Consider the following 19,568-nt stretch of genomic DNA (forward strand, 5'->3'; position numbering starts at 1 on the left):
GCTCAAGCACAAACAGGAAAAAAGAATGCCGAAGGGATATTGGATTGCCCGCGTCGATGTGCGCGACGCCGAGGGCTACAAGGACTATGTCGCCGCCGCGAAGCTCGCCTTCGACCGCTTCGGCGCCAAGTTCCTGGCGCGCGGCGGTGAGCATGAAAAGGCCGAAGGGCCGGGGCGCGCCCGCAACGTCATCATCGAGTTCGAATCACTGGCGGCGGCGCATGACTGCTACCACTCGCCGGAATACCAGCGCGCCGTTGCCATCCGCCAGAAAGTGGCCGACGGCGAGATCGTGCTGGTCGAGGGCGTTTAGTCAGCAAAAAGCCGGTTGGCGGCGGTCTCTGCCATCGCGTCGGCGAGTTCCATGCCCCACTGCTTTCGGCAATAGTTCCGGAAATCGAAGCAGGGCAGGCCGGGGCAGACTTCGAACTCGATGAGGTGCACGGTGTCGTCGGCCTCGACCCGGAAGTCGACGGAAAAGATATCTTTCAGGCCGAGACCGCTTATCAGCTTCTGCGCAATGGCGCGGATTTTCCGATCCGCCTCGGGCTGACTGGCGCCCACGGCCTCAAGTTCCGGCTCGGCATAGGTGCCAGCATCCTTCGCCGCCTGACCGGTCTCGCCATAGAGTGCCATCGAGTCGGCCATGGTCTGGAAGTCGCCGCCGGAATCGACGAAGAATATGCCCAAAGCCTCGACGCCGGTTTCTTCCTTCAACCCAAGGAAGCTCGCCCGCACGTTGCGGCCGGCGACATAGGGCTGGACGACGACATCGTCGCGGTAATGCGAAAACACACGCCGGCTAAGCTCCAGCGCATGGACTGGATCGGCGGTGCGCGAATCCGGCCAGATGCCGATCTTAGCGCCGAGCCGGTTGGGTTTGACGAACCAGCCTTTGGGCGAGGGCGGCGGCTCGACCAGCCATGCGCCGTTGCGCGCCAGGCCGGCCTGCGGCACCGGCAGGCCGAGCGCAGCGAGCACGGCGCCGGAACGCAGCTTGTCCTGGCAGAGCGCGAATAGTGAATCATCGGCGCCGATGGTCCGCAGCCCATTCAGCCGCGCAAGCGCCGGCGCCACACCGCCGCGGAAATAAGCAATGCCGTCGGTCAGGGCCCAGACCAGCGTCCTTGCGGGATCGGCTTTCGCCAGGATCGGCGCCGCACCGTCGAGCTCGACAGGCCTGAAAGCGAGGTCACGCTTGTCGCAAGCCTCGGCGAGCCGGCCGAACTCCGGCTTAAGGTCGGTCGATTGCGCCAGATAGGACGAGATTTCCACGGCACGATCCGCCGGGTAGCCGTCGGCGGATAGGCGGTCGAGGCAAGCCTTTTCCGGTTCGTAGACGAGGATGAGGGTCGGCTTGTCCTGCGGCATGGACGTCTGCCCTGTCAAAATCAGGGCGCTACCATCGCACGGCCGCGGCAATCGGCTTGCGGGAAACCGACCGGCGCGGGCGGTTGCGTGACAGCGCTCAGGCGATCCGCACGCGCGGCTCGAAGCGGCCTTTGACCGGAATGTCGAGCAGGAAGGTCATGCCGGCCTGCGGATCGAGCGCGCGCTGCTTCTCGTCCTTGCCCTTCCAGGCGGAGGTAACAGCCAGACGGTCCGCTTTTGCACCGACAAAAGCGGGACAGGAAGCCTGCGTCACCGGCATGGCGATCTCGCGCAGCAGCGTGCCGTCCGGCGCATAGGCCTTCACCGCCTTGCCGCCCCAGACGGCGTTCCAGAGAACCCCGTCGCGGTCGACGACCGAACCGTCGACATAGCCTTTCGAGGAGCGATGATCGACGAACACCTTCGGCCCGCCCTCGGGCAGGCCGGTCGCCGGATCGCAGGCGACGCGCATCAGAAGCCCGGTCGCCGTGTCGGTGTAATAGGCGATCGTCCCATCCTCGGAAAAGCAGATCGAGTTCGAGACGGTGATGTCGGAAAACAGCCGGCGCAATTCGCCCTTGAAGAACCAGTAGATCGAGCCGGCGCCCTTCTCCTCGCCCTTGCCCATCGTGCCGGTCCAGAGCGCGCCGCACGGGTGGACGCGCGAATCGTTGGAGCGGGTCAGCGGGTTATCGGCCTCGATCGGCGTGTGCAGCGTCAATCTACCGGTCCTGACGTCCCTGACCTGCAGGCCGACCTCGGTGGCGATCAGCTGGCGCTCGTCGTCGATGACGGCGACGGCGCTGGCCATGACGCCGAGATCATGGATTTTCAGCTTCCCGGCGAGCGGCTTTTCCATAAGCTTGCCGTTGACGATGTCGAACCAGAACAGCGCGTCGGTGGCGGGATCGTAGCTCGGGCCTTCGCCGAGCTCGCAGATATGATCGGAAAAAACCGAAACGCCGTCCATCGTCATCCTCCGAAGGCCTCGTCCCAGGCGGCGACCGCGACGCGAGCGCGCTGCGCCACCTCCTCGACCGTCGCGCCCGGCTTATAGAGGCTGGACCCAAGCCCGAAGACGCTGACGCCGACCGCTTTGTATCCGGCAAAATCCTTGTCGGAAACGCCGCCAACGGCGCCGATCAAGGTTGCGGGCGGCAGGACGGCACGCACCGCCGCAACGCCGCTCGATCCAAGCACGCTCGCCGGGAAGAACTTCAGCGCCGAGGCCCCGAGCCGGATCGCCTGGAAGGCTTCGGTCGGCGTGAACACGCCAGGCATCGTCACCATGGAGTAATGCATGGCGCGCCCCATGACCTCGGCGTCGATGTTGGGGCTGACCAGCAACTTGCCGCCGGCCTTATGCAAGGCGTCGACATCGGCGGCGGTCAGCACCGTGCCGGCGCCGATCAGCGCGCTTTGCGGCAGCGCCTTGACCAGACCGGCGATGGAGGCGAACGGCTCCGGCGAATTGAGCGGCACTTCGATGGCCTCGATGCCGGCGTCGTGGATCGCGCGGCCGATCGCCACCGCCTCGGACGGCTTCAAGCCGCGCAGGATGGCGACAAGCCCGCGCTTGAGCTTCGGGAAGGGTGCGGTCTGGCTCATGAAGCGCCTCCAATCATGCCGTTCTCGCGCGCGGCCTCGACGAGACCGGCACGCACCGCTTCATCGGCGTCCACGCTGCGGAAAGCAAGGCCGGCAAAACCGAGCGCCGCACCATAAAGCGTGGCCAGCGCGCCCGAGGCGATCAGCACCACCGGCGCTTCGCTGGCGCCGTAGCGGCGCCTCGCCGAGGCGATCTCGCCGCCGATCAGCAGCCCGGAAAGGCAGGCCGCGGCGTCGGCGGGCTGCAGATCCTGCAGAAGCCCGGCGGCGCGGATGGCAAACAGTTTCGAGGTGACGTCGCCGCCTTCGCCCAAGGCCCGCTCGCACCATTGCCGGAAGAACGGGCTGTCCGCGGCGACCGGAGCGGGATGCTCGCCCAGTGAATGTTTCAGGATCGAGTGCGTGGCCAGCACGGAAAACAGCTCGCCGGTCGGCCAGGTGCCGAAACCTTCGACCGCGCCGCCTTCGACCGCGACCCATTTGGAATGCGTGCCGGGCATGCAGACGAGGTGGCGCCCCTTTGCCGGCAAACCGGCGCCGGCAAGCTGGGTCTCTTCGCCGCGCATAACGTCCGGCGCGTCGGCCAGCCGTTGCGCGAGGCCGGGCACGATGCGGATGTCGCGGCGTGAGCCCTCGACGCGAGCGGCGCCGCGCAGGATCGCGCCGATCGGCGCCGGCACGGTGACGTAAGGCGCCTCGATCCAGCCTTGCCGGGAACCGGCCATGCCGCAAATGATGACGGGCAGCGTGTCCGGCGCGCCCATGGCGGCAAGGTGGCTCTCCAGCACCTTGGCAAAACCCTTTTCGCGGGCGGTGATCAGTCCGTCGTCGCCGCGCCGCTCGGCAAGCACCTTGCCCGTGCCGTCGAGCAGCCAGGCCCTGAGCCTGGTCGTGCCCCAGTCGAGCGCGGCGACCGCCGGTGCCGGGCTCACAGGAAGCCTCCATCGACGATCAGCATCTGGGCGGTCAGCATGCGCGAGGCGTCCGACGCCAGGAACAGCACCGTGCCCACCATGTCGTCGGGCTGCATGACATCCTTGATGCATTGCTTGGCGACATGGGCGGCGAGCGCCTCGTCGGTGACCCAAAGCTTGCGCTGCCGTTCGGTGATGACCCAGCCTGGCGCCACCGCGTTGACGCGGATGCGGTCCTGCCCAAGCTTGCCTGCAAGGCCCTTGGTGAGGCCGAGTATGCCTGCCTTGGCCGCGGTGTAGGCCGGCATATCGGGATGGTTGATCAGATAGGAGGTGGAGGTGAAGTTGATGATCGAGCCGCCGCCGGCGCGCTTCATGCCGGGCGCCACGGCCTGGGCGGTGAAGAAATGCGGGCGCAGGTTGATGGCGAGATTGTTGTCCCAGAACTCGACGGTGACGTCTTCCACCGCGTGACGCTCGTCGAGCGCGGCGTTGTTGACCAGCACCGTGACGTCGCCATGCGCCTCGGCCGCCTTGGCAACGGCTGCGCGCAGCGCCTCGATGTCGCGCAGATCGGCCTTGAGATAGAGCGGGCGGCGGCCAAGCTCCTTCTCCAATCGGTCGGCAAGGGCGATGCTTGGCTTATCAGCGATGTCGATGAACGCGACCCTGGCGCCCTGCCGTACAAAACCTTCGGTCAGCGCCGCGCCGATGCCGGAGCCGCCGCCGGTGATCAGCACCGAGGCGCCGTCCAGGTCGGCGAAACGCGCCGATGGCATCATGATCTGTTCTCCCTTTGGCCGGCGCGCATCCTAGCCAGACGAAGCGCGGGAGCAAGGGAGAAACGTCGGATTTCCGGGCCAAATGTCAGACAAATGATCGACGCCGCACCGGGGCGGTGTCCGCCGGACTTCCGAACCGCCGAAAAGCCGGGTCAGATTGCCTTGGCGCGCAGCGCTCCGCGATAGGAATCGCGCAGATAGCCGAGCGTGGCGTCGGCGTCGGCCGGCTTGCCGAACAGGTAGCCCTGCCCGCCGGCGCAGCCAAACTGGACGAGGCGGTCGGCCTGTGCCTCGTCCTCGATGCCTTCGGCGACGACATCCATGCCGAGCCCCTCGCACATGGCCAGGATTGCGCGGATGATGTGCTCCGAGGGCCGGTCGTCGAGGATTGAGGAGACGAAAGCGCGGTCGATCTTGAGCTTGTCGAAATGGAACTCGCGCAGGCGGCCGAGCGACGACTGGCCGGTGCCGAAATCGTCGAGCGAGACGCGGATGCCGACGCGGCGCAAATCCTCGACGATCTTCTCGGCCGAGGCCGGGTCGTTCATCAGGCCGGTCTCGGTGATCTCGATCTCCAGCCGGCGCGGATCGAAGCCGGTGCGGTCGAGTATGGCCAGGATATGCAGCCCGGTGTTCTGGTCGACAAGCTGCGAGGGCGACAGGTTGAAGGACAAGAACAGCTCCTTCGGCCAGCTGCGCGCCGCTTCGGTCGCCTTGCGCAGCACCAGCTGCGACAGCGGGCCGATGATGCCGCGTTCCTCGGCGATCGGGATGAAGACCGATGGCGGCACGACGCCGAGGTCGCGGTCGGTCCAGCGCGCCAGCGTCTCGAAGCCGATGGTGCGGCGGCTGTTCAAGTCGACGATCGGCTGGAAATGCGGCTCGACCTCGCCGGCCGAGACGGCGCGGCGCAGCGCCTGTTCGATGCGGGTGACGCGCTTGGCCGCCTCTTCCATCTCACGGGTGTAGACGACGACGCGGCCGCGGCCCGAACGCTTGGCGTGATAGAGCGCGGTCTCGGCCTTGTTGAGGAGGATCTCGGTGGTCTCGTCGCCGGAATAGAACAGCGAGCAGCCGACCGAGGCCGAGAGCCTGGCGGTGCGCTCGCCGACATCATAGGGCGCCGACAAGATCTCGATCAGCATGCGCGACGTCTCGGCCGCCTGCTCCTCCGAGAACACCATCGGGTAGAGGAAGGCGAACTCGTCGGCGCCGATGCGGCACACGGTGGAATAGCCGTCCATCGAGGCGCGCAGCCGCATCGCCACCTGGACCAGGATGTCATCGCCGGCCTTGTGGCCGAACAGGTCGTTGATCGGCTTGAAGCCGTCGAGGTCGAGGATGCCGACGGTAAAGGGCGCGGGATCGTCGGCGCGGTCGCCGATCAGGCGATCGACCTTGTCGAAGAAGCGACGATGGTTGCCGAGCCCGGTCAACGAATCCGTGAAGGCCAGATCCGTGTTTTCCTTGACCGGCCGACCGGTGCCAAACGTCGTTTGCATCATATCTCTGTTCTGATGTCGGTATTTTCAGCCAGACTGGCAGCAAAGCGTTTAGGAAACGTATCGGAAAATCGATTTTTCCTTCGCCCGGATGTTACCTGCGTCGCGGGCGGTGGTTCAGCTTCGGGAAGAAGGCTAGTTCAGCCTACATATTCGTTTATGCGTAGCTTCTAATGAAGATGTCGAACAGTTCTTTTCCGGCGATGCAGCTTCCATTCAAGTAATTGCGATGCAAAGACCGTTTCGCACTTTCGGGACATTGCGTTAGCCGGCTTGCTTTACGCGATAGAGCTCGATCGGGCTGCCCTTGGTCTCGCTGACCGGCTCGAGCCAGTCCGGCACCGAGCTGCGCAGCAGGCCGGCAAGGAAGCCCTGCGGGGCTTTCCGGGTGAGGATCAGGGTCTCGATATTGCCGGGGCAGATGGCGACGAGGCCGACACGATGCGCCTTGACGATTGCGCGCGCGTCATCGGCAGAGCCGAGAAAGGCGTCCAGCGCCAGCAGATTGCCGGAGACATTGCGGTGATACGGGCCGGCGAAGACGCGATGGCCGCTATAGACGAGGATCGGCGCTCCAAGATTGGAGATCGTCAGCACGGTGGTATCGGCCATGGCGCCGAGCGGTGCGAAGGTAGCCTTCCTCTCGCAAGTCTTGTCCGCGGTGCCGCCGTCGGCGACGGACTTGCCTTTTTCCAACGCGACCGAGGCGGCCGCGGCGACGCCTGTCCAGACCGGGTTCATCGAGACCAGCCAGACGGCCGCAAGGCGCAGCGCCACGCCGAGCGAGGAGCTGGTTTCGGCCCGCGCCCGCCATTTGGCGATCCAGGCTGACAGCGGGACGACCGCGAAGGCGATCGAAAAAGTGGTGCCGCGCACCTGCCAGACGCCGACCACGAAAGCGACGGCGAGCAATGCGGCGACGAGGCTGTCCTGCCGCCGCCAGCCGCCGCGGCGCAAATGCAGCGCCATCAGCATGATCGCGACCAGCGGCGTGGCGTAACGCGCCGCCACGCGCGCCGGATCGCGGACAAGGAGCGTGAACAGCGACTGGGCTTCGTCGACATGGTCGAGCCACAGTTCCTTGAGGCGCGGATCGAGGGAGCCATAGGGCGCGGAGAGGCATTGCGGGAACAGCACCGCGACGACTACGCCGAGGACGGCCCCCAGCGCGGCGAGCGACCCCAGCCTGCGCCGCCAACTGCGGGCGGCAGGCTCGACGGAGACGATTGCCGCCAGCCCCGCGCCGGCAATGGCCGCGACGAGGAACTGGACGACCGAGAAGGCGTCGCACTGAGCCACGCCCCATGCGGAAGGCGAAACCGTCGTGACGAAGACCAGCGCCGCGACGCCGGCGAAGCCGAGGCCGAAATCCCGGGCGATCATCCGCTCGCCAGCCGGATCGGCGACGAACAGCAGCGCCACGCAAACGCCGATAGTGGCGACGTAGGGCACGGTTTCCATGCCGATGGCGAGCGTCAGCGCGGCGCAAAGGCCGGACAGCAGCGCGGCCCAGCGTTGCGCCGGCGCCTCGAGCAGCAAAGCGAGGCTCGCCATGGTGAGCATCAGCTGGACGTTATGGTGGTCGAGCGCGCCGGGATCGTAGATGCCGATGAAGTAATAGCCGGCGGCGCCGACCAGGATGGCGGGCAGCACCGCGCCGCCGCCGCCGAAACTGCGCGCAGCGCGGGCGGTGAAGAACAAGGTCGACCAAAAGAGCAGCGCCGGCCACAGCACCTGCGCCACGTCCTCGCCAAGCGGCCTGCTGCCGGTGAGCGCCGAGGCGGCAAGCGCGATGGCGGCGATCGGCGCATCGACCAGCCGCGACCAATGCATGACGAAGCCGCCTTCCAGCCCCATCCGGTACTGGTGCAGGTCGAACCAGCCCTGGCCGGCCAGCAGGTCGCGGACCTCGACGAGGCGCAGCAGATTGTCGTTGTCGCCGCCCGCATCGGTCAGCTGGCCGAAGCCGGCCCACGCATTGATGGCGAAGGCGAGCAGGGCGACCAGCAGGGCCAGCACCAGATCGGATTTCCAGGTGGCGGCGCCGTTCTCGGCTGTGCCCATTGCGGTGGCCTTTGAAGGAGAGGATCGGTTTAAACCTAGCCTTAACGGCTTCAATAAATAGTAAAACGGCCCGACGGGGCCGGCATAAGTACGGCCGGGGCTGGATCGGGCGCCCGGAGACAGACATGCCGCATGCAGTCCGCCACGAGCCGGTCGTCGCCGTGCTCCTGCCTTGCTACAATGAGGAGCTGACGATCGGCGAGGTCGTGCGGCGCTTCCGCGAGACGCTGCCTTCGGCCGCGATCTACGTCTACGACAACAATTCCAAGGACCTTACCGCGCTGAAAGCCCGCGCCGCCGGCGCCACCGTCGTGCGCGAGCCGCGCCAGGGCAAGGGCAATGTGGTTCGGCGCATGTTCGCCGACATCGACGCCGACATCTACGTTATGGCCGACGGCGACGGCACTTACGCGCCGGAGGATGCGCCGCAGCTGATCAACGTTCTGCAGACCGAGCGCTCCGACATGGTGGTGGGCACCAGGCGCGGCGTGACCGACGATGCCGGCCGCAACGGCCACGCCTTCGGCAATCGCGTCTTCAACCGCCTCTACAAGGGCCTGTTCGGAACCGACTTCACCGATATCTTCTCCGGCTACCGGGTGTTTTCGCGCCGCTTCGTCAAGAGTTTCCCGGCCGTATCCGGCGGCTTCGAGATCGAGACCGAGATGTCGGTGCATGCCTCGCAGCTGAAGCTGCCGGTGAGCGAGATGGCGCTCGATTACGGCCGCCGCCCGGAGGGCTCGTCGTCGAAACTGTCGACCTTCCGCGACGGCGCCAGGATCCTGTGGATGTTCGCCATGCTGGTGAAGGAGACGCAGCCGCTGCGCTTCTTCGGCACGTTCGCGCTGTTTTTCCTGGCGGCCAGCATCGGCCTGATGGTCCCGGTGCTGATCGAATTCGCCGAGACGGGGCTGGTGCCGCGCATGCCAACCTGGGTGCTGTCGATCGGCATGCTGCTTCTGGCCATGCTCTCGATGATGACCGGTTTCATCCTCGATTCCGTGTCGCGTGGCCGGGCCGAGCAGAAGCGCATCTTCTACCTGTCAATTTCCTCCGGCCGGGCCGAGCGCGGGATACCGGCGCAGGCCTCGCCCAAGAGCGAGCCGGGCAAGTCCTCGCGGGCGGCATAGTGGGCCGCCTCTTCCGCTTCACCCTTGCCGGCGGCATCGGCTTCGTCGCCGACGCGACGGCGCTCTGGCTGCTGCTTAGCGCTACGCCGCTCGGCGCGCTCTCAGCGCGCGTGCTGTCGATCGGCTTCGCGCTCTGCGTCACCTGGCAAGTGAACCGCCATCTCACCTTCGCGCCATCGAGCCGGGGCATCGCGCAGGAAGGCGCCCGCTATGGCAGCGTCGGCATCGCCACCGGCATCGTCAATTACCTGGTCTACTGCGCCCTGCTCTTCGCGCTGCCGGCCCTGCCGCCGCTCGTAGCGCTTGCCGCCGCCTCGATCGTTGCCATGGCGCTGTCCTTCCTCGGCTATTCCAGGCTGGTCTTCGACCGCTGAGCTTCTGCACCGAGCGAGCACGATTGGCAGGCGCCGCCGATTTCCTTATATCGGGCGTCTGAGTTCCCCGGAGACCGAAAATGCCGCTGAAGATCGCCGTCCAGATGGACCATGTCTCCACCGTGTCGATTGCCGGCGACACGAGCTTCGCGCTGTCGCTGGAGGCGCAGCGGCGCGGCCACAAGCTCTTCCACTACACGCCCGACCGGCTGTCGATGCGGGACGGCAAGGTGTTCGCGCGCGTCGAGGAGATGCAGGTGCGCGACGAGAAGGGCAATCACTATTCGCTGGGCGAGAAGGTGCGCACCGATCTTTCCGAGATGGACGTCGTGCTGCTCAGGCAGGACCCGCCCTTCGACATGAACTACATCACCACCACGCACATTCTGGAGCGCATCCATCCGAAGACGCTGGTGGTCAACGACCCGGCCTGGGTGCGCAACAGCCCGGAGAAGATCTTCGTCACCGAATTCCCGGACCTGATGCCGGAGACGCTGATCACCAAGGACCCACAGGAGGTGGCCGCCTTCCGCAAGGAGTTCGGCGACATCATCGTCAAGCCGCTCTACGGCAATGGCGGCGCCGGCATTTTCCATCTGCACGAGGCCGACCGCAACCTCGCCTCGCTGCTCGAAATGTTCGGCCAGCTGTTCCGCGAGCCCTATATCGTGCAGCGCTATCTCAAGGACGTGCGCAAGGGTGACAAACGCATCATCCTGATCGACGGCGAGCCGGTCGGCGCCATCAACCGTGTGCCGGCCGAGCACGATTCCCGCTCCAACATGCATGTCGGCGGCCGCGCCGAAAAGACCGAGCTGACCGAGCGCGAGCGCGAGATCTGCGCCCGCATCGGACCGGCGCTCAGGGAACGCGGCTTCATCTTGGTCGGCATCGACGTGATCGGCGATTACATGACCGAGATCAATGTGACCTCGCCGACCGGCGTGCGCGAAGTGCAGCGCTTCGGCGGCGCGGATATTGCGAGCTTGTTTTGGGATTGCGTGGAGGGGAAGCGAGGGTAATTCTCTCCGCGGCTTAGGCGGCGCTCCATACATCGGATCTGCCGATGCCCTCGAAGAAGATGACGGGTGACCCCACGCCGGGCTATGAGCTATTTGAGAGGCGAGCTGCCAACGTGCTGCCTATGATCGTGAACGCTCTCGCTCTCTACCCACTATGGCAGAGCCTAGATCTCCGTTTTTCAGGAGCGGCAATTTCATGATAATTGTCACTGCAAGCGACAATAACTTTGTGCCTGGACTTTTTTTATTCATCTTTTCTGCTTGGATTCATAATCGAGAGGCGAAATTCGTCGTTATCGACGCGGGAATAGAGCCCGCGACCGTGATAGAGCTTCGCCGTTTTTGTGAACGAAAAGGAATTGACTGTCAGATCGTCCAAGCAGACGCCGAGCGGATTTCCGATCTGCCGACAAGAGGCAAGCTGCTGACGACTGCGGCATATGCCCGAATACTCATTCCCGAGATATTGCCTGATTGCGACAAGGCCATCTACATGGATGCGGATACGCTGGTGGTATCCGATCTCGGCGGTCTCTGGTCGGCGGACTTGGGCGACAATTTGGTAGCCGGCGTGATTGACGGCTTTGTCGAGCAGGAGGAACTCGACGAGATCGAAATGTCCCGGAATGAATATATCAATTCGGGCGTTCTGACGATGAACCTCGTTGCATGGCGCAGAGAAGGCATTGCGAACAGGATCTTTGCAAAAGTTCGGGAAACCGCAAAGTCGCGGTACCTCGACCAGACTGCCTTGAATACAGTGGTGCGCGGACGGGTTCTTTTCCTGGGCAGGGAATGGAATTTCTTTTCAGAGCGGTATGTGGAAATCGAACGGCGGCTTCCCAGGGTGATCCATTATGCGGGGTCCGCCAAGCCCTGGCGCTACAGGCGCGTGCCTTTCGCCGATGTTTTCAATTTCTACAGAATCCTGTCGGGATTAGATATTCCGGAAGGGATACTGATTTTGAAATCCGCCCGTAGGCGGAAAATGATCCTTGGCCTTATCGGGCTGCGAAGAAAATACTGGTCCTCCGCCCTGGCAACTCACTACTATCGCAGTCGATTCACCAAGCCGCATCTACGAGGCCTGAGTAGGATGTTCTCGAAGGTTCCGTTGCCGCCGCAACATTCGACTGCTGCGCCGTAACGAGAAGCGCGGTTGCGTGCGTTCCCGTAATGTTCTTGCGCGCCGCGCAAATCTGTGGTTGTCTAGGCTGATTTCGCTCGCGGGCTGATCGCAGCGCCGCGCGTGAACCTGCATCCGGGGGCGCGAGAAACATGGTGGCGCGGGTTCGCACGGTGGCTTTCCAGGGCATTGAGGCTTTGCCGGTCGATGTCCAGGTGATGGTCGGGCCGGGCAAGGTCGGCATGCAGATCGTCGGCCTGCCGGACAAGGCGGTGGCCGAAAGCCGCGAGCGCGTGCAGGCGGCACTTCATGCCTCCGGCCTGTCGATGCCGTCGAAGAAGGTGACGGTGAACCTCGCGCCGGCCGATCTTCCCAAGGAAGGCAGCCATTACGACCTGCCGATCGCGCTCGGCCTGATGGCGGCGCTTGGCGCCATTCCGGGCGATATGCTGGCCGGTTATGTCGTTCTTGGCGAATTGTCGCTCGACGGCACCATCGCGGGCGTGGCCGGCGCGCTGCCGGCGGCGATCGGCGCCAATGCGGAGAGCAAGGGCCTGATCTGTCCCTTCGCCTGCGGGCCGGAGGCGGCCTGGGCGGGCAAGGATTTCGACATCCTTGCACCGCGCAGCCTGATTGCGATCGCCAACCATTTTCGCGGCACGCAGGTGCTGTCGCGGCCCGAAGCCGGCATCCAGCTCGCCGCGCGCGACCTGCCCGACCTCGCCGACATCAAGGGCCAGGAAAGCGCCAAGCGGACGCTGGAAGTGGCGGCGGCCGGCGGCCACAATTTGCTGATGGTCGGCCCGCCAGGCGCGGGCAAGTCGATGCTGGCGCAGCGCCTGCCTTCGATCCTGCCGCCGCTGGCGCCCAAGGAGCTCCTGGAAGTCTCGATGATCGCCTCCGTCGCCGGCGAGCTCGGCGAAGGCAAGCTGACCGACCGGCGGCCTTTCCGCGCGCCGCATCACTCCGCCTCGATGGCGGCGATGGTCGGCGGCGGATTGCGCGCGCGTCCGGGCGAGGCTTCGCTCGCCCATCACGGCGTGCTGTTCCTCGACGAGTTGCCGGAATTTTCGCCGCAGACGCTGGATGCGCTGCGCCAGCCGCTGGAAACCGGCGACTGCATGATCGCGCGCGCCAACCACCGCGTCACCTATCCGGCGCGCATCCAGCTGGTGGCGGCGATGAACCCGTGCCGTTGCGGCATGTCGGGCGAGCCCGGCTATCGCTGCCTGCGCGGCGACCGCTGCCGCACCGAATACCAGGCGCGCATTTCCGGCCCGCTGCTCGACCGCATCGACCTCAGGATCGAGGTGCCGGCGGTCTCGGCGAGCGACTTGATCCGGCCGGACAAGGCCGAGACGAGCGCGGCGGTGGCGCAGCGCGTGGCGCGTGCGCGGGCCATGCAGCGCGAGCGGCTGGAAAGGCTGGGCGCCGGCGCCACCACCAACGCGCACTGCCCGCCGTCGATCATCGAGGAGATCGCCAAGCCCGACACGGCCGGCCTGACGCTGCTCAAGGACGCCAGCGAAAAGCTTGGCTTTTCGGCGCGCGCCTATCACCGCGTGCTCAAAGTGGCCCGCACCTTGGCCGACCTCGACGCCAGCGAAACCGTCGGCCGCATCCATCTCGCCGAAGCTATTTCCTATCGCATGAGTGCGCAGCGCATGGCGCAGGCGGCGTGAAGCGGGCGCTGTTAGCCGCTTCTCCCCGTTCACGGGCCGTTCACGGGGAGAAGGACGCTCTGGCCGGTGATTTCGCCGATCACCAAAGCCGCAGGTTTCGTAACACGCAAGCCGTGACGTTGGTCGAAACGGGCGCGCGTGCTACCTCATCCGCTCGCGTGCCTTCAGCTCCAGCCGCCGCTTATGCAGCACCGGCTCCGTATAGCCGTTGGGCTGGACCGTCCCCTTGAACACCAGGTCGCAGGCTGCCTGGAAGGCGATCGAATTGTCGAAGTCCGGCGCCATCGGCCGGTAGAGCGGGTCGCCGACATTCTGGCGGTCGACGATCGCCGCCATACGCTGCAGCGAATCCCTCACCTGGATTTCCGAGCACACCTTGTGGCGCAGCCAGTTGGCGATGTGCTGCGAGGAGATGCGCAGCGTCGCGCGGTCTTCCATCAGGCCGACATCGTTGATATCGGGCACTTTCGAGCAGCCGACGCCCTGGTCGATCCAGCGCACGACGTAACCCAGGATGCCCTGCGCGTTGTTGTCGAGCTCGCGCTGGATCTCGTCCGGTGTCCAGTTCGGGCGCACCGCGACCGGCACCGACAGGATGTCGTCAAGCTTCGCCTTCGGCCGGCTCTTCAGCGCCGCCTGCACGGCGTGCACATCGACCTTGTGGTAGTGCGTGGCGTGCAGCGTTGCGGCCGTCGGCGAGGGCACCCAGGCGGTGTTGGCGCCGGCCTTGGGGTGGGCGATCTTCTCAACCAGCATCGCCGCCATCAGGTCGGGCATCGCCCACATGCCCTTGCCGATCTGGGCGTGGCCGGCGAGGCCGCATTCCAGCCCCGTATCGACGTTCCATGCCTCATAGGCGGAAATCCAGGCGGCCTGCTTCATGTCGCCCTTGCGGATCATCGGGCCGGCTTCCATCGAGGTGTGGATCTCGTCGCCGGTGCGGTCGAGGAAGCCGGTGTTGATGAACACCACGCGCTCTCTTGCCGCGCGGATCGCTTCCTTGAGGTTGACGGTGGTGCGCCGCTCCTCATCCATGATGCCCATTTTGATGGTGTTCTTCGCCATGCCGAGCAGCGCTTCGACACGGTCGAAAATCTCGACGGCGAAGGCGACCTCTTCCGGCCCGTGCATCTTGGGCTTCACCACATACATCGAGCCCGCGCGGGAATTCATCCGCCGCCCGTTCGGGCCGACATCGTGCAGGGCGATCAGCGCGGTGATCGCCGCATCCATGATGCCTTCCGGCGCCTCGTGGCCATCGCGATCCAGGATCGCCGGATTGGTCATCAGGTGGCCGACATTGCGCACCAGCATCAGCGAGCGGCCGGGCAGCGTAAGCGCGCCGCCGCCGCGCGAGCTATAGGTGCGGTCCGGGTTGAGCTTGCGGACAAAAGTCTTGCCGCCCTTGGTGATCTCTTCCGCCAGGTCGCCCTTCATCAGGCCGAGCCAGTTGCGATAGACGACGACCTTGTCCTCAGCGTCGACGGCGGCGACCGAATCCTCGCAGTCCTGGATGGTGGTCAACGCGGCTTCGAGGAGGACGTCGGCGATGCCGGCCGGATCGGTCCTGCCGATCTGATTGGCGCGGTCGATTGTAATCTCGATATGCAACCCATTCTTCACAAACAGCACGGCTTCCGGATTGGCGGCATCGCCGCGATAGCCAACGAACTGCCTTGGGTCGGCCAGCGTGGTGGCGCCAGCGCCTTCGCCCGCTTTAAGCGCGCCATTCGCCACCGAGAGCCCATTGACGCCGGCCCATTTGCCTGTGGTCAGCGGCACCGACTGGTCGAGGAAATCCCTCGCCCAGGCGATCACCTTGGCGCCGCGCGCCGGATTGAAACCCTTGCCCTTCTCGGCGCCGCCGGTCTCGGGAATGGCGTCGGTGCCGTAGAGCGCATCATAGAGCGAGCCCCAGCGCGCATTGGCGGCGTTGAGCGCATAGCGCGCATTCATCACCGGCACCACGAGCTGCGGCCCGGCAACGACCGCGATCTCGGGGTCGACATGCTCCGTGCTGACGCTGAAGGCCGGCCCTTCCGGCACCAGATAGCCGATCTCCTTGAGGAAATTCTTGTAGGCCTCCATGTCGATCGGCGCGCCATTTTCGCGATACCAGAAGTCGAGCTTTTCCTGCATGGCGTCGCGCTTGGCGAGCAGCGCGCGGTTCTTCGGCGCGAGGTCGTGGACGATCGCCGAAAAGCCGGTCCAGAATTTTTCCGGGTCGATGCCGGTGCCGGGCGTGGCCTCCTCGGCGACGAAGTCATGGAGCTCCCGGGCAATCTGCAACCCGGCGATCTCGATGCGGTCGGTCATCTGCACGTCTCCAGATAGGTGGCTTGCCGGGCGTTTGGCATGTTTGGGGTTGCGGGGTCAATTCAGCTTAGGATTTAGAGCGGACCTCGGCGGCGAGCGAATCTCCCCCCTTGAGGGGGAGATGGCCGGCAGGCCAGAGGGGGTCGTCTCACGTAGATTGTCGGCACCGCAACATGTTGGCGCTCCACGCGAAGCGACCCCCTCTGTCGCCTTCGGCGACATCTCCCCCTCAAGGGGGAAGATTACGCTCACACCGCAATCCGCGGCCGTCCCGACGCCACCGCCACCACATGCGCCTCGATGAACATGCGCTGGCCCTCGATGGTCGAGACCTTGAAGTCGGTGGCGATTTCGATCTCGGCGCTGTCGGTGCCGGCGTCTTGCGCGCGTTTGGCCGCGATCGCGCGCACATCGGCTTCGGCCGCTTCAATCGCCTTTGCCTCCTCGGTGAAATCGCGCACCGTCTGGCCCGAGGCCAGCCTATACAGGCCTTCCTTGGGCTGGCTGACACGGGCCTCGGCCGAGACGCGCACTTGGCCGACGACGGCGCCGAGCGCATTGGCGACATCGGTGTCTTCCGGCACGATGCAGCCATTGCCGATCAGCGGCGGCAGGCCGGCATAATGCAGCGGCGCCGAGGCGCCGAGGCCGATGACCGGGCGGTCGAGCGCAACGGTGAAGCGGGCGATGCCGGGATGCGCGTCGACGGCGCGCTGCACCAGCGCATGCGCCACCGTGGCGGCGCCGTCCAGCCCGTCCTCGGCAAAGGCGGTTTCGAGGATGTATTCGGCCGACCAGCGGGTCAGCGTGACGAGCACGCGCTGCGAAATCTCCTCCGGAGTCGCCGCGATCGTCTGGCCGCGGCCGTCGCGGCGGCGGGCAAACAACTCGGCCCCGAGCCGGGCGGTGGCGGCGTCCCAATTGGCCTGCCTGCCGAGCACATGGGCGGCGTCGGACGGCGTGAAGCCTGAGATATGCACCAGCCCGCGCGCGACCAGCCGGTTCAGCGTGGCGTTCTGCGCATTCGAAGCGAGCAGCCTGTCGAGCGCCAGCGGCGTGGCGCCGATCGCCTCGTAGAGCTTCGCTTCCGGCCCGGTGAGGCCGGCGGCGAGCCGGTCCGGCACGCCGGTGCGCAGGGCGAAGCGCCCGTCCATGCGGCCGGGGTTCGGCGCGCGGAGTTGTCTTTCCAGTTCGACAGTCACCACCTCGCCATGCACCATGCCGGACAGCGCCAGCGGCACCAGGCGGCGCGGCCCAAGCAGGATTTTCGGGTCGAGCGCGCCGTCTTCCAGCGTCACTTCGGAATCGCCGCCGAGGCCAAAGGTGCGCATGGCGACGGCCTCGACCATGGTGCGGAAGCCGCCGACGGTAGCGCCTTCGGGATCGAGGCGCGGCCGGCCGCCATCGAGCACGGCGACATCGGTGGTGGTGCCGCCAATATCCGAGACCATGGCGTCGTCCAGCCCGGTCATGTGGCGCGCGCCGACAAGGCTGGCGGCCGGGCCGGACAGAATCGTCTCGATCGGCCGCTGGCGGGCAAACGCCGCCGACACCAGCGCGCCGTCGCCGCGCACCACCATCAGCGGCGCGGCAATACCGCGCTTAGCCAGAAACCCTTCGGTCGCCGCGACCAGCCGGTCGATCATCGAGATCAGCCGGGCGTTGAGCAAAGTAGTAAGCGCCCGGCGCGGACCGCCGAGCTTGGCCGAAAGCTCGTGGCTGGCGGTGACCGGCAGGCCTGTGATGTCGCGAATTAAGTTCCGGGCGCTTAGCTCATGCGCCGGGTTGCGGGTGGCGAAATAGGCGCAGACGGCAAAGCCCGACACCGAACGCCCAAGCTCCGACAGTGCGGCTTCGAGGCCGGAAAGGTCGAGCTTGGCGGCATTGCCGTGCACGTCATGGCCGCCGGGGCAGAACACCACCGGGTCGGTGCCAAGCGCCGTCTTCAACCCATCGCGGGCAAGGTCGGCCTCGGAAAAGCCGATCATCACCAGCGCCACGCGCCCGCCTTGACCCTCGACCAGCGCGTTGGTGGCCAAGGTCGTCGACATCGAAACCAGTTTTATCGAGGCAGGATCGGTCTTGGATTTTTCCAGCACCGCGTCGACCGCGCCGGAAATGCCGACGGCGAGGTCGTGGCGCGTGGTCAGCGACTTCGCCTTGGCCAGCACCTTGCCCTTGGGCCCTTCCTCCGACCACAGCACCGCATCGGTGTAGGTGCCGCCGGTGTCGATGCCGAGGAAGAGGGGGTGGGGCTTGGCGGTCATTTTGCAGGCAGTCCGGGGCGAGGGCTTGTTGCGAAGCCCTTAGCCGATACCGGCCGGCGGATAAAGGCGGGAGAGGTAGGCCAGGTAATCTCCCCCTCGAGGGGGGAGATTACCCGCGCCTATTTCGCCGTGACGGTGCCCGTCATCGAGCTGTGGATTGCACAATGGAACGGATGCGCGCCGGCGGCCGATATCTTGACCTTGGCGCGCTTGCCTTTGGCGAGTTGGCCGGTATCGAAGGAACCGTCATCCGCCGTGGCGGTGTGCGTCTTGGAATCGGCGTTGGTGAAGGTCACCGTGTCGCCGACGGCGACACTGATCTTGGCCGGGTGGAATTTCATATCCTTGATCTGCACCGCGTGGTTTGCCGCGAAGGCAGGCATTGCGAAGGCAAGCAAGGCAAGGGTGAGTATGGTGCGCATGGTGGAGTCCTCCTGAGAGTCCCCACCTTAAACTAACGCCGGCGCAGCATTTGTCATGCCACGAAGCCCACTCTTTTATGGCTCCCGTCACAAAACGGCTTGTTGGCCGAATGCCCGCAGCGGCAGAGGAAAACTTTTGTGGTCCGCGCGATTGTATGCCCCGTGCCGGTGACGATCTCGGCATTGCCTTCGACCTTGAGCGGGCCGTTGACGGTGGGGGTGACCGTCAGCGGGCCGTCCCGCGCCTCCAGCACCTGCGCTTCCTTCAGCGGCGGCTCGCCGGTGGCGGTGAAGCCGGCCTTGATATGGCTGTTGTCGCAAAACGGCTTGTTCTGCGACAGGCCGCAGCGGCAGAGCGTGGCGCGGAACAAGGTTTCCTCGCCCAGCACGATCTCGGCATGCACCGCCAGCGGCCCGTTCTCGCGCAACCGCACGGTGTTGACCACCGGCGGCCTCTCCTGCGGCCCGCCATCCTTGCGGGTGTAGGTGATGGCGCCCGACGGGCAGTTTTCCGCCAGCGCCACGACCCGCTCGACACTTGCCGCGTCAGGGTGGATCCACTCGCCCGGCGCGTTGGGCACGAAGACATGCGGGTTGCCGAGCACGCAATTGCGCGAATGGATGCAGCGCTTGCCGCTGAAAGAAACGTCGATCTTTTCGCTTTCGACCGTGCCTGCCATAGGGCTCTCCTCCTGGTGGGTTGAGGCAAGGCTAGGGCGGGGGCGAGAGGGGCGTCAAGCTGGCCGGGAGAACAGACGCCGAATCTCCCCCCTCGAGGGGGAGATGGCCGCAAAGCGGCCAGAGGGGGTCGTCTCACATAGATCGCCGATGTCATTTGTCGTCGCGCAGGCGTTGGCGCTCGACGCGCGGCGACCCCCTCTGTCGCCTTTGGCGACATCTCCCCCCTCAAGGGGCATATGCGCTAAGATAGCTTTGGCATGGCTTGAAATTTGCGCTTTCGAGGTGGCTCGCGCCAACGATGTCGCAA

Annotated in this window: 17 protein-coding genes; 6 read left to right on the forward strand and 11 right to left on the reverse strand. The window is 65.6% G+C overall.

Features of this window, described 5'->3' with window-relative positions; all coding sequences use genetic code 11:
- The first annotated feature begins 25 nt into the window (after positions 1–25).
- The gene (locus LB528_RS16585; protein ID WP_140682050.1) at positions 26–313 is read left to right on the forward strand and encodes a DUF1330 domain-containing protein; all 288 of its coding nucleotides are present in this window, start codon (positions 26–28) and stop codon (positions 311–313) included.
- Here the strand turns inward: LB528_RS16585 and LB528_RS16590 are convergent.
- From LB528_RS16590 to LB528_RS16620, 7 genes are all read right to left on the reverse strand, one after another.
- Positions 310–1,371 carry a D-alanine:D-lactate ligase-like protein gene (locus LB528_RS16590; protein ID WP_224715559.1) on the reverse strand — a complete coding sequence of 354 codons (1,062 nt, stop codon included), beginning with the start codon at positions 1,369–1,371 and terminating at the stop codon, positions 310–312. The two genes, LB528_RS16585 and LB528_RS16590, sit on opposite strands and share 4 nt — an antisense overlap.
- A 97-nt stretch (positions 1,372–1,468) precedes the next feature.
- Positions 1,469–2,341: an SMP-30/gluconolactonase/LRE family protein gene (locus LB528_RS16595; RefSeq protein ID WP_411962194.1), complete on the reverse strand. Its 873-nt coding sequence runs from the start codon at positions 2,339–2,341 to the stop codon at positions 1,469–1,471.
- Between the two features lie 2 nt (positions 2,342–2,343).
- On the reverse strand, positions 2,344–2,979 hold the full coding sequence (locus LB528_RS16600; protein WP_224515145.1) for a 2-dehydro-3-deoxy-6-phosphogalactonate aldolase: 636 nt from the start codon (positions 2,977–2,979) through the stop codon (positions 2,344–2,346).
- A complete protein-coding gene (locus LB528_RS16605; protein WP_224715561.1) occupies positions 2,976–3,911 on the reverse strand; it encodes a 2-dehydro-3-deoxygalactonokinase in 936 nt (311 codons plus the stop codon). Before LB528_RS16605 ends, LB528_RS16600 begins: the two co-directional genes overlap by 4 nt.
- Entirely contained in the window at positions 3,908–4,675 is a 768-nt protein-coding gene (locus LB528_RS16610) for an SDR family NAD(P)-dependent oxidoreductase (RefSeq protein WP_224715562.1), read from the reverse strand. The genes LB528_RS16605 and LB528_RS16610 overlap by 4 nt, the downstream gene beginning before the upstream one ends.
- A 152-nt stretch (positions 4,676–4,827) precedes the next feature.
- Positions 4,828–6,177: a putative bifunctional diguanylate cyclase/phosphodiesterase gene (locus tag LB528_RS16615; RefSeq protein ID WP_224715563.1), complete on the reverse strand. Its 1,350-nt coding sequence runs from the start codon at positions 6,175–6,177 to the stop codon at positions 4,828–4,830.
- A 264-nt stretch (positions 6,178–6,441) separates the two neighbouring features.
- Positions 6,442–8,241: a GtrA family protein gene (locus tag LB528_RS16620; RefSeq protein ID WP_224715564.1), complete on the reverse strand. Its 1,800-nt coding sequence runs from the start codon at positions 8,239–8,241 to the stop codon at positions 6,442–6,444.
- A 125-nt stretch (positions 8,242–8,366) separates the two neighbouring features.
- Between LB528_RS16620 and LB528_RS16625 the strand changes: the two genes are divergently transcribed.
- From LB528_RS16625 to LB528_RS16645, 5 genes are all read left to right on the forward strand, one after another.
- The gene (locus LB528_RS16625; RefSeq protein WP_224715565.1) at positions 8,367–9,371 is read left to right on the forward strand and encodes a glycosyltransferase; all 1,005 of its coding nucleotides are present in this window, start codon (positions 8,367–8,369) and stop codon (positions 9,369–9,371) included.
- Complete coding sequence (locus LB528_RS16630) at positions 9,371–9,745, forward strand: GtrA family protein (protein ID WP_224715566.1); 375 nt, start codon at positions 9,371–9,373, stop codon at positions 9,743–9,745. The genes LB528_RS16625 and LB528_RS16630 overlap by 1 nt, the downstream gene beginning before the upstream one ends.
- A gap of 80 nt (positions 9,746–9,825) precedes the next feature.
- Entirely contained in the window at positions 9,826–10,767 is a 942-nt protein-coding gene (gene gshB / locus LB528_RS16635) for a glutathione synthase (RefSeq protein ID WP_224715567.1), read from the forward strand.
- Between the two features lie 196 nt (positions 10,768–10,963).
- Complete coding sequence (locus tag LB528_RS16640; protein ID WP_224715568.1) at positions 10,964–11,914, forward strand: glycosyltransferase family 8 protein; 951 nt, start codon at positions 10,964–10,966, stop codon at positions 11,912–11,914.
- Positions 11,915–12,045: 131 nt separating this feature from the next.
- Complete coding sequence (locus tag LB528_RS16645) at positions 12,046–13,575, forward strand: YifB family Mg chelatase-like AAA ATPase (RefSeq protein ID WP_224715569.1); 1,530 nt, start codon at positions 12,046–12,048, stop codon at positions 13,573–13,575.
- 141 nt (positions 13,576–13,716) lie between these two features.
- Here the strand turns inward: LB528_RS16645 and LB528_RS16650 are convergent, their stop codons facing one another.
- From LB528_RS16650 to LB528_RS16665, 4 genes are all read right to left on the reverse strand, one after another.
- Positions 13,717–15,891, reverse strand: coding sequence for a malate synthase G (locus LB528_RS16650; protein ID WP_224715570.1), 2,175 nt, complete (start codon positions 15,889–15,891; stop codon positions 13,717–13,719).
- Between the two features lie 248 nt (positions 15,892–16,139).
- On the reverse strand, positions 16,140–18,158 hold the full coding sequence (locus LB528_RS16655; protein ID WP_224715571.1) for a hydantoinase/oxoprolinase family protein: 2,019 nt from the start codon (positions 18,156–18,158) through the stop codon (positions 16,140–16,142).
- Positions 18,159–18,277: 119 nt separating this feature from the next.
- Positions 18,278–18,580 carry a cupredoxin family copper-binding protein gene (locus tag LB528_RS16660; RefSeq protein ID WP_224549834.1) on the reverse strand — a complete coding sequence of 101 codons (303 nt, stop codon included), beginning with the start codon at positions 18,578–18,580 and terminating at the stop codon, positions 18,278–18,280.
- A gap of 53 nt (positions 18,581–18,633) precedes the next feature.
- Positions 18,634–19,260: a CDGSH iron-sulfur domain-containing protein gene (locus LB528_RS16665; RefSeq protein WP_224715572.1), complete on the reverse strand. Its 627-nt coding sequence runs from the start codon at positions 19,258–19,260 to the stop codon at positions 18,634–18,636.
- Positions 19,261–19,568: the final 308 nt, after the last annotated feature.

This window comes from Mesorhizobium sp. CA4, assembly GCF_020165075.1.
In the GTDB taxonomy this organism is placed as follows: domain Bacteria; phylum Pseudomonadota; class Alphaproteobacteria; order Rhizobiales; family Rhizobiaceae; genus Mesorhizobium.